This is a genomic window from Nitrosomonas ureae, from assembly GCF_900108305.1.
Classification (GTDB): domain Bacteria; phylum Pseudomonadota; class Gammaproteobacteria; order Burkholderiales; family Nitrosomonadaceae; genus Nitrosomonas; species Nitrosomonas ureae_B.
In genome coordinates this window covers 88,677-98,739 of record NZ_FNUX01000010.1, presented here as the reverse complement: position 1 = coordinate 98,739, position 10,063 = coordinate 88,677, and the positions used below count along the sequence as shown (strand labels likewise).

Annotated in this window: 9 protein-coding genes; 4 read left to right on the top strand and 5 right to left on the bottom strand. The window is 44.7% G+C overall.

The window, feature by feature from the left end; genetic code table 11:
* Window positions 1-438 precede the first annotated feature (438 nt).
* The 5 genes from C4S39_RS07635 to C4S39_RS07615 form a co-directional block, all read right to left on the bottom strand.
* Window positions 439-825, bottom strand: a complete 387-nt coding sequence (locus C4S39_RS07635) for a response regulator (protein ID WP_103966430.1) — start codon at window positions 823-825, stop codon at window positions 439-441.
* Window positions 826-954: 129 nt separating this feature from the next.
* A complete protein-coding gene (locus C4S39_RS07630) occupies window positions 955-2,412 on the bottom strand; it encodes a TrkH family potassium uptake protein (RefSeq protein ID WP_103966429.1) in 1,458 nt (485 codons plus the stop codon).
* Between the two features lie 11 nt (window positions 2,413-2,423).
* Window positions 2,424-3,872: a Trk system potassium transporter TrkA gene (gene trkA, locus C4S39_RS07625; protein ID WP_103966428.1), complete on the bottom strand. Its 1,449-nt coding sequence runs from the start codon at window positions 3,870-3,872 to the stop codon at window positions 2,424-2,426.
* Between the two features lie 9 nt (window positions 3,873-3,881).
* A complete protein-coding gene (locus C4S39_RS07620; protein WP_103966427.1) occupies window positions 3,882-4,670 on the bottom strand; it encodes an inositol monophosphatase family protein in 789 nt (262 codons plus the stop codon).
* Entirely contained in the window at window positions 4,670-5,230 is a 561-nt protein-coding gene (locus C4S39_RS07615; RefSeq protein WP_103966426.1) for a thioredoxin family protein, read from the bottom strand. The genes C4S39_RS07620 and C4S39_RS07615 overlap by 1 nt, the downstream gene beginning before the upstream one ends.
* A gap of 168 nt (window positions 5,231-5,398) precedes the next feature.
* Between C4S39_RS07615 and C4S39_RS07610 the strand changes: the two genes are divergently transcribed.
* From C4S39_RS07610 to C4S39_RS07595, 4 genes are all read left to right on the top strand, one after another.
* On the top strand, window positions 5,399-6,145 hold the full coding sequence (locus tag C4S39_RS07610; protein WP_103966425.1) for a 16S rRNA (uracil(1498)-N(3))-methyltransferase: 747 nt from the start codon (window positions 5,399-5,401) through the stop codon (window positions 6,143-6,145).
* A gap of 2 nt (window positions 6,146-6,147) precedes the next feature.
* Complete coding sequence (argA, locus tag C4S39_RS07605; RefSeq protein ID WP_103966424.1) at window positions 6,148-7,506, top strand: amino-acid N-acetyltransferase; 1,359 nt, start codon at window positions 6,148-6,150, stop codon at window positions 7,504-7,506.
* A 105-nt stretch (window positions 7,507-7,611) separates the two neighbouring features.
* Entirely contained in the window at window positions 7,612-7,884 is a 273-nt protein-coding gene (locus C4S39_RS07600; RefSeq protein WP_103966423.1) for an oxidative damage protection protein, read from the top strand.
* Window positions 7,885-7,963: 79 nt separating this feature from the next.
* Complete coding sequence (locus C4S39_RS07595) at window positions 7,964-9,922, top strand: CRTAC1 family protein (protein ID WP_103966422.1); 1,959 nt, start codon at window positions 7,964-7,966, stop codon at window positions 9,920-9,922.
* Window positions 9,923-10,063: the final 141 nt, after the last annotated feature.

Here is a 10,063-nt window from a genome sequence, read left to right as displayed (position 1 = left end):
ATGCCTATCTTGTAATATTTCGAGTCGTACCACAGCGACATGTCATAATTGGCGCTCGCCGCGCCGCTAGTTGTGCCATAGGTTGTTGCCATGTTTCTACCTCCTAACTGTTAATCAAAACTACTTCTCGTTCTTCTCTAATCTACTACCCTTATACTTCTCTTACTTCCTTAATACTAATTAATTAGTACTCCTAAATTCGGTAGCCAAAACCTTCATATAAAACTTATATTATTCTACCCAGCTTTTAGCTACACCTCTCAGGCTAGTCGACCTTGGGGTTCAAAGTCAAGTCATTTGTCATAAAATTACCTTCTTCTCTGAAAGGATTTTCACCGACACTCCCTTTAATTTCATTTTTATACAAATACTAATGACCATAATTCAATATGGACAATAATATTCTTAACTCTTACTACTAAACCTAGCGACGATGTATCATGCGATATAATTTCGGATTATGCGAAATAAACCGTCAGCGGTAAACGGTTTTGTCAAGTAACTATCAGACCCTGCTATTCTTCCCCGAGCTTTATCAAACAAACCATCTTTACTGGATAACATAATGACAGGAATTGACTGATAGATTGGATTCCTTTTAATCAGCATGCATGCTTGATAGCCATCCAATCGCGGCATCGTGATATCCACAAAAATAATATCCGGATGATTATCTACAATTTTTGACATTGCTTCAAAGCCATTCGCAGCCAGAATAACTTCGCATCCAAATGGCTTTAAGAAAATTTCGGCGCTCCTCCGTATCATGCTGCTGTCATCAATAATCATAACCTTAATACCTTTCAGGACACCGGCACTATTCATGAAAACTCCCCATGCCACTAGGCAAACCTCATTAATCCGGGTATGCATTGTTGGATCATTTTTTCTATTAGACTTATGCTATTCAGAAGTAAATTATCACCGTTCATAACTTTTTCAATCAGGAAAACTTTATTTCCTCCAGAAAGCAGGCACAAAGATAGCTAGTACTGTGAAAAACTCTAATCTGCCCAGCAGCATAGCAAAACTACATATCCATATTTGAAGATCCGTCAGCAGCGCATAAGTCGTTGCTGGGCCAATACCCCCAAGACCTGGACCGAGATTGTTAATACAGGCTACTGCTGCTGAAAAAGATGTAACAACATCCAACCCACTTAATGTTAGCGCCAGCGTCATTAATAAAATGCTTGCAGAGTACACGAATAAAAACACAAGCACCGAAAAAATGACCCGGTTAGCCAATACACTTCGTCCAACCTTAGCTGGAATAACTGCATTAGGATGCATGATCGTAATAATTTCGCGATACACCTGCTGATACAAAATGCGTACCCGGATCATTTTCATGCCACCGCCGGTAGAACCTGAGGAACTGCAAAAGGCAGATAAAAATAACATCCATAATGGAGCAAACATCGGCCACAAACTGTAATCGGTATTACTATAACCAGTAGTCGTTGCAACGGAAACTATATTAAAAGTAGCATAACGTAAAGCAATCAGCGGCTCGGTGTAGACGTTATTAAACCATAGATAAAATGCTAACCCAAGACAGCTGAACAAAATAATTACCACACACCAGCCCACCTCGAAATCATAGCGATAAGGAATTAAATTTTTTCCCCGCCACGCCAAAAAATGTGTCGCAAAATTTATCCCGGCAATCAACATGAAGATAATTGCGACTGACTCTATAAGAGGCGAATCCCAATAACCATAACTAGCATCATGTGAGGAAAAACCGCCTAATCCTAAAGTCGTAAAAGCATGCATAACAGCATCGAACCAATCCATACCAGCCCATCTGTAGGTGACCGCACATATCAAGGTCAAGCTTGCATAAATTGACCACAACCCTTTTGCCGTCTCTGCAATACGCGGAGTTAGTTTATTCTCTTTCATGGGTCCAGGTATTTCGGCATTCAGTAACTGCCGACCTCCCACCCCCAATAGTGGCAAAATTGCAACTGCTAAAACGATTAAGCCCATTCCTCCGAGCCAAACAATTTCACCGCGCCATATATTAATTGACGGTGGCAGCTTATCCAATCCCGATAACACTGTGCCGCCAGTAGCTGTTAATCCGGAAATCGCCTCAAAATAGGCCATACTGAGATTAAGCTCAGGCAAATAAAATAACAATGGCAGCATAGCAAAAGCCGGCAATACCGACCAAACCAACACAACCAGCAAGAAACCATCTTTTATTTGCAGCTCACGATGATAACGACGCGTCGCTAACCACATAGCCAAACCGCTACCAAAAGTAATCACTATGGATTCTTCAAAAACTGACTGCGCACCGTCGTCGCCCCACAATGCCACTCCAAGCGGAATAAACATGGTCAGCCCGAACACCAATGTCATCTTACCCAGCACATTTACAACAGTAAAAAGTCGATTCATGTGATTTTGGGCTACAAAAAGCCAACATTAACCTGAAACAGCCTTTCTATTTCCCGAATCATTTTTCTATTGATCACAAACAAAATTACATGATCCTCTGATTCTATAATCGTGTCATGATGCGCAATAATAACTTCGATCGCACTGCTTTCATGAGCTACCTTACCTTGCTTCAAACTCGAACTTTCACCGAACAGCTCTTCCGATTTGGATAACCCACGGACGATAGCACCTATTGTCGCGCCTTTGGGCAACTTAATTTCATCTATCCTGCGTCCAACTACGTTGGACGATTTAGCATCACCATGCACCACCAGTTCCAATGCTTCCGCTGCGCCGCGACGCAAGCTATGGACTGCAGCAACATCACCATGCCGAACATAAGCCAATAATGAGCCAATCGTAACTTGCGCAGGCGAAATAGCGATATCTATCCCGCTACTTTGCACCAAATCTACATAAGCGCCTCGATTAATCAGCGCAATAACTTTATGTGCCCCCATGCGTTTTGCCAATAATGCTGACATGATATTATTTTCATCATCATTCGTCAGTGCACAGAACATATCCATCTCAGCTATATTTTCATCTTCAAGCAAGGTTTCATCCGTCACATCACCGTGTAATATCAGCGCATCACTTAATTCACTCGCCAAACGCTCGCAAGCCTGATGATTACGCTCAATTATCTTGACCCGATAATCTTTTTCCAGCGTTGCACCGAGCCGTCTGCCAATTCTTCCGCCACCCGCAATCATCACATGCTTGACCGGATTATCCATTTTCCGCAATTCTCGCATTACAATCCGAATATCTTGAGTAGCGGCAATAAAAAATACTTCGTCTTCGGCTTCAATCACGGTATCCCCCTCGGGAATAATCGGCCGATCTCTACGAAAAATAGCCGCAACGCGTGAATCCACATTAGGAACATGCTTACGTAATTGCTGCAATTGTTGTCCAACCAGAGATCCACCCTTTAATGCGCGCACGGCAACCAGACTCACTTTTCCAGATGCAAAATCAAGCACTTGAAGCGCCTCAGGAAATTCAATCAGTTTTTCAATATACTCTGTCAGAATTTGTTCCGGACTAATGGCAAAATCAACGCAGAAGTTCTCAGCTGAGAAGATTTCCGGATACGCCGAATATTCAGTCGATCGAATCCGCGCAATTTTAGTGGGTGTATTAAATAAGGTAGCTGCCAGCTTACACGCAACCAGATTGGTCTCATCGTGTTCGGTTACCGCCAGCACCATATCTGCATCATGCGCACCAGCATTGACTAAAACGGAAGGATACGAGGCATTGCCAACCACAGTGCGTAAATCCAAACGATCCTGCAATAGTGTCAAACGCAGCGGATCGATGTCGACCATGGTTATGTCATTAGCTTCACTCACCAAACTCTCAGCAACCGTTGATCCAACCTGGCCGGCACCCAGAATAATAATTTTCAATAGTTTTCCCTATTCCTTCCGATTTGCGCGCACCCAATCGCGCCACTGTATAAATAACCCAGGATCCAATGCCGCTATTACAGATCGATGCCACAGCGAACCCGCCCAATAATCATCGTCCTCAAAACCGCACATACTGCCACCCGCCTCTTGGAGAATCAGTGATCCAGCCGCATAATCCCAAGGTTTCTGTCCGCCATGCAAATACAAATCAAAATAACCCGCAGCGGTATAACACCACTCCAGCGCACAAGCTCCATAGTTTCTCTGCGATGCGAACGGCGGGTAGGCTGCCACTTTGGCCGCAAATCTTCGGTCGAGTCGTTTCAAATCAATGTTTGCCATAGCGCTTGACAATGTAGGAACATATCGCTTGAGCGGTAACGCGATCCCATTCAAAAAAGCACCACCGCCTTGAGTTGCATAAAACATCTCATCGGTTGCCGGATTATAAATCACGCCCAAAACACCTTTTCCCTGCTCCATGAAAGCCACAGAAATCGCAAAATAAGGCAATCCATTGAAGAAATTGGAAGTGCCATCAATCGGATCTACGCTCCACAATCCTGTATTTCCCTTAATCCACTGTGCCTCTTGCTCCTGCTTGGTCATTTCTTCACCCATGGCAGCAGCAGGACGAATTTTTTGCAATTTATCCAGCAAAGCATTTTGTGCCGCAATATCCGCTTCGGTAAAAAAACTGCCATCCGCCTTAAGCTGCCTATCTACCCTCAGATAACGCGGCATGATGACTTGCTGGGCAACCTCCTTGACAGCCGTAATAACATCCTCTAGCACTATGGCTCCGAACGCCACTTGATCGAGCAACCAATGCTGGGAATCTGCTCTTCCGGGCCATGACCGGTTGTTGCAACCTGCACCATGGCTTGAAACAAATCGCGGCGAACATCTGCAGGTGCCGCTTCTTTGCGCGATGCATCCAGACGTCCACGATATTGCAACTCCAGCTGATTATTGAAACCGAAAAAATCGGGGGTACATACTGCCCCATATTGCTTAGCTATTTCCTGGGTTTCATCCCAGACATAAGGAAAAGGATAATTCAGCTGCTTCGCAATTAGAGCCATATTCTCAAAAGAATCCTCCGGATAGTCCGCGGGATCATTCGACATGATCGCGATAGCATTCACACCATGACGTTTCAATTCATCGACATCGCGGATAATTCGATCCTGCACCGCCTTGACATACGGACAATGGTTGCAAATAAACATCACTAGCAACCCGTTTTCACCCTTTACAGAAGCCAGGTTATAACGCTTGCCATCAACGCCCGGCAAATCAAAATCAATGGCTTTCCAGCCAAAATCGCACACCGGTGTTTCCAAACTTGCCATATACGCCTCCTACATTTAAAAATGTTGCAGAAAATTATTTTTTCAGCTTGCTGCCTTTAAAATCTATTTACGGGGCAAACAATGCCAGACTCATAACGTGCTATATTAGCATGAGTCCATTTATTGAATTTGTCACTTGCCCTGTCACTTTCCTGACGCCAGTTCATCATGCATGCACGCTTTTATCATCCTGAAGAAATCACCCCAGGAAAAATCATCGAATTATCAGCTGAAAACAAACATCATGCGACAAGGGTGCTACGGCTGAAGAATGGCAATTCAATTACGATATTTAATGGGCTTGGCGGAGAATTTTCTGCACATATTGAAGCAGTCAGCAAATCCAGCGCCACGGTATTTATCGATGCCTATCACAATATCGATCGGGAATCACCGCTGTCTATCGAGCTCGCTCAAGCCATCTGCGTCAACGAGAAAATGGACTGGATCATACAAAAATCAGTAGAGCTAGGCATAACCCGCATTCAACCGGTTTTCACTGCTCGCAGTATCGTGCATTTATCCGATGAACGCTCTTCTAAACGTCTTCAGCACTGGAAGAAAATTATTATCTCTGCCTGCGAACAATCTGGCAGAAACTATTTACCGCGAGCACTCCCATTAATTCCGCTAGCGGAATGGTTAAGCCAGAAGAAAACTCCTCATCGCGCGAATGATGTGCATCTCATGCTGTCCACCAAAGCCACAAACGATTTAAAAAGCATACCTAAACCACCTGCTGATGCCAATATAACACTTGTAATCGGACCTGAGGGCGGGTTTACAGCGGAAGAAGAAACAGCCATTTCATATTCCGGTTTCATCCCACTGCGCTTAGGGAAACGCGTACTGCGTACCGAAAGTGCGGCTTTAGCGGCAATTGCAGCCATGCAGGCACTCTGGGGAGATTATTGACGATGGCTATCAACAATAAAATGAATTCCATGACTGAATTTGTTTCCTGGTTTCGTTCGGTCGCTCCCTATATTCATGCATTTCGTGACAAAGTTTTTATCCTCGGCTTTGGGGGTGAGATAATCACCGACGCAAAATTTGTGCACTTCATTCACGATATTAACTTGCTTGCCAGTCTTGGTGTCCGACTGGTTTTAGTGCATGGCGCACGCCCGCAAATTCAATTGCGTCTGAATGAATCACAATTGGAAACCCAAACCGTTATGGGTATGCGCGTAACTGATCCTGCATCATTACAATGCGTCAAAGAAGCCGCAGGACGTGCGCATCATGAAATTGCTGCATTGCTGTCAATGGGATTACCCAATTCACCGATGGCCAATGCCTCTATTCGTGTCACCAGCGGAAATTTTGTCACTGCATGTCCGCATGGCATCATACAGGGCGTTGATTTGATGTACACGGGAAAAGTACGTAAGATCAATGCAGAAGCGATTCATTCACATTTGGAACAAGGTGAGGTAGTGCTGATTTCACCTTTGGGCTACTCACCAACTGGCGAGATATTCAATTTGACAATGGAAAATGTAGCCACTGAAATCGCAATCGCGCTGCATGCCGAGAAGCTGATTTTTTTACTGGATACCGTGGATTACGATTCATCCGATACTGACAGACCGGAATCGCTGCCGCGCGAACTTACGGTTGCGGAAAGCAAGTTATTACTGGGGAATAAAACTCCGGAAGCAACGCCGTTATTACCGGATACGATCCGCCCCTGGCTGCAATCGGCTACCAAGGCCTGTGAAATGGGTGTAACACGCACGCATTTGATCAGTCGTCATAACGATGGCGCCATCCTGCAAGAGCTTTTCACACATCATGGCATCGGCACGATGATCTCGCAAGAAACGCTGCAAACACTCAGAAAAGCGAAAATTGAAGATGTTGGCGGTATCCTGCAACTGATTGAGCCACTGGAAGCCGAAGGTATTCTGGTCAGGCGCAGCCGTGAGTTGCTGGAAATTGAAATCGACCGCTTTACAGTGCTAGAGCATGACGGCATTATGTTGGGTTGCGCGGCTCTTTATCCCTTCTCGGAAGAACGCGCTTGCGAACTTGCCTGTCTGGCAATTCATCCGAATTATCGCGACCGGGGATATGGCAACCATCTGCTCAAACACATCGAAAAAGAAACCATCTCTCAAGATATTTATACCCTATTTGTACTCACCACACATGCAGCACACTGGTTTATTGAACACGGCTTTAGCGAAGCCACAACCGCTGAATTACCGTCAGCCAAACAGAATTTATATAACTATCAGCGTCGCTCAAAGGTGTTAATCAAACATCTGTAGCTTTATCGTACAAAATATGTGCAGACGGTTTACTCGACGAAATGAACCTCTCATAATGACAGCTTTTTCTTTTTGAACATCTTTTTTGATGAATGTGGAGCATAAATGACAAGAATGGTTAAATGCATCAAACTAGGCCGGGAAGCCGAAGGTTTGGATTTTCAAACCTACCCCGGAGAATTAGGCAAGCGTATCTTTGAGAATGTTTCCAAAGAAGCATGGCGTCAATGGATCGAACACCAAACCATGCTAGTCAACGAAAACCGTTTAAATCTTTCAGATGCAAAAGCACGTAAATATTTAGCCGAACAGCTGGAAGCGCACTTCTTTGGTTCGGGCGCAGAACAACCAGTCGGCTATATTCCTTCAAAAAATTAATCATGCATTCTGACAGAATATTCTAATTTAAGTTATTCATATTATAATAAAAACCTAACCATTATCCTGAGGATTAAAAATGAATAAATTAGCAAGAGCAATAACTTATTGTTCTGCTGTATTTTTCTTCGGAAACATTCAAACATTAAATGCTGATATTGCTTTTGAAGATCAAACTAAATCAGCTGGTCTCGAAACCTCACTTCATCCAGGTTATGGTTCATCATGGGGTGATTTTAATGGGGATGGTTGGCTTGATGTCTGGATCAGCAACCATACGACGCGACCTCAATTGTATATAAATAACGGCAACGGCACTTTTACTGACAGTCTGGATGAATTTTGGGAAGAAAATTCCCTCCTCGATGCCCACGGCGGCGCTTGGGCTGATTTTGACAATGATGGCGATCAGGATTTGATTGAACTTTATGGAAATCAGGGAGGCAAATCCGCCAGCGATAAGCGGTTTTATGTTAACCATGCGGGCGAACTGACTGATGAAGCCATAGCGCGCGGACTGAATGATAGTTTTGGACGCGGACGGACACCCTTATGGTTGGACTGGAATAATGATGGCCTGCTGGATCTTTACATGATCAATGAGAAACGTCCTTTTGACGATCTCGGCCCCACCCGATTGATGTTGCAGCAAAAGAACGGGACTTTTAAGGCCGCGCCTGGAATGACGAAAAAAACTATCGGAGAATTTGCTCAACTGGCTTACTTCGATTCCGCCGTACATTTGTTGACATCCGGTTGGATATTTTATCCTCAGGAACTGTACCGGCTGGGTGACACGACGCTTTTGCCCATTATCGATAAACCCCGGCGTGAATTCAGATACTTGCAAGATACAGCGGTTGCAGACTTTGATGGAAGCCTTGAAGATAATCTATTAGTTTTACAGACCCCAACGGTAAACTCGTGGAAACTGACACCAACCAACCGTCAAGTTTCTGTCGCTGCGCGGGGACTATCGTCAATAGAAAAAGGGAGCTTGAACTTCTGGCTCCAGGGGCCAACCAGGCTGACTATCAGAATTGACGGAGCCTTTGATCCCTGGACCGCTGACATGATACACGTCGGTAAATCCGGCAGTAATTTGGCGCAACCTTTTTTCACGGTTATCGAGGGTGAGTACCAGAAACGTTATTTCATCAAATTGGAATTGGATGCCGCCAATCCTGAAATGAGCGGCATGGTGCCTTTAACGCTGCGAACGCTACCGGGCATTTATGTTGGCTGGTTGCCGCATAAAGGACTGTGGCGGGTTGAGATTCGTGGAACCGATACTTTTCGAGCAAAATTTAGAGCAATCGATGCCGAATTTGAGAAAGTAATTACCGATGAGCGCGAGTTCTGGAATAAAGATCCTGGTAGCAAGCTGGTCATGCTATCACGACAAGAAGGTAAGTTTATCGTTGATGAAAATTTTGGATATGACTTGGCAGATTCATGCCACTCGGTCGCTGTCGGCGATTTCGACAATGACATGGATCTCGATGTTTATCTTACGTGCGCTAATGGTCTACGCAATCGGCACAATGTCTTACTCGAGAATATTGGAGGATCATTTGTGCCTGTGCCCGATGCCGGTGGAGCAAGCACCATAAATATTGGCTCTGGTGGAAAGGTCAGCGTGGCCGATTATGACAATGATGGCTATCTCGACCTGCTGGTTACCGACGGAGGGGGACTTGAATATCCATTTAATTATGGACGCCAATTTCTCTTGCGCAATAGGGGCGGAAGCAACCATTGGTTAAAGGTTGATCTTATTGGCTGTCAATCCAATCGCGACGGTATTGGTGCACGGGTTGTAGTTACGGCGGGTGGAAAAAAACAGGCTCGTCTGCAGGCAGGGGGGATACGCAATGGCGTTCAAGACGATCGCCGGCTTCATTTTGGCCTGGCAAATAATTTAATTGCTGAATCGGTGATTGTTGAGTGGCCTTCAGGGACTCGCACAAATCTTACAGGTCTCGCCGCTGACAAAATTCACGTAATTCGGGAAGACCCAGGATGTGCACGTTTGTAATATACTGATTACAAACCGTGACAAGAGTGCCAAGTAATTCCTGATTACACAGGCAACTTCATCAATCAATCAATCATTCTACTTACACCATTCCGATCAATAATGTCACAATATCATGTCCCTTCTGGTCGGAATGGTGAA

Excerpts from the sequence above, each read along its gene's own strand:
- argA (WP_103966424.1), top strand. The coding sequence starts at position 6,148 with ATGGCTATCAACAATAAAATGAATTCCATGACTGAATTTGTTTCCTGG.
- C4S39_RS07595 (WP_103966422.1), top strand. The coding sequence starts at position 7,964 with ATGAATAAATTAGCAAGAGCAATAACTTATTGTTCTGCTGTATTTTTC.
- C4S39_RS07630 (WP_103966429.1), bottom strand. The coding sequence starts at position 2,412 with ATGAATCGACTTTTTACTGTTGTAAATGTGCTGGGTAAGATGACATTG.
- C4S39_RS07600 (WP_103966423.1), top strand. The coding sequence starts at position 7,612 with ATGACAAGAATGGTTAAATGCATCAAACTAGGCCGGGAAGCCGAAGGT.
- C4S39_RS07610 (WP_103966425.1), top strand. The coding sequence starts at position 5,399 with ATGCATGCACGCTTTTATCATCCTGAAGAAATCACCCCAGGAAAAATC.
- C4S39_RS07615 (WP_103966426.1), bottom strand. The coding sequence starts at position 5,230 with ATGGCAAGTTTGGAAACACCGGTGTGCGATTTTGGCTGGAAAGCCATT.
- C4S39_RS07635 (WP_103966430.1), bottom strand. The coding sequence starts at position 825 with ATGAATAGTGCCGGTGTCCTGAAAGGTATTAAGGTTATGATTATTGAT.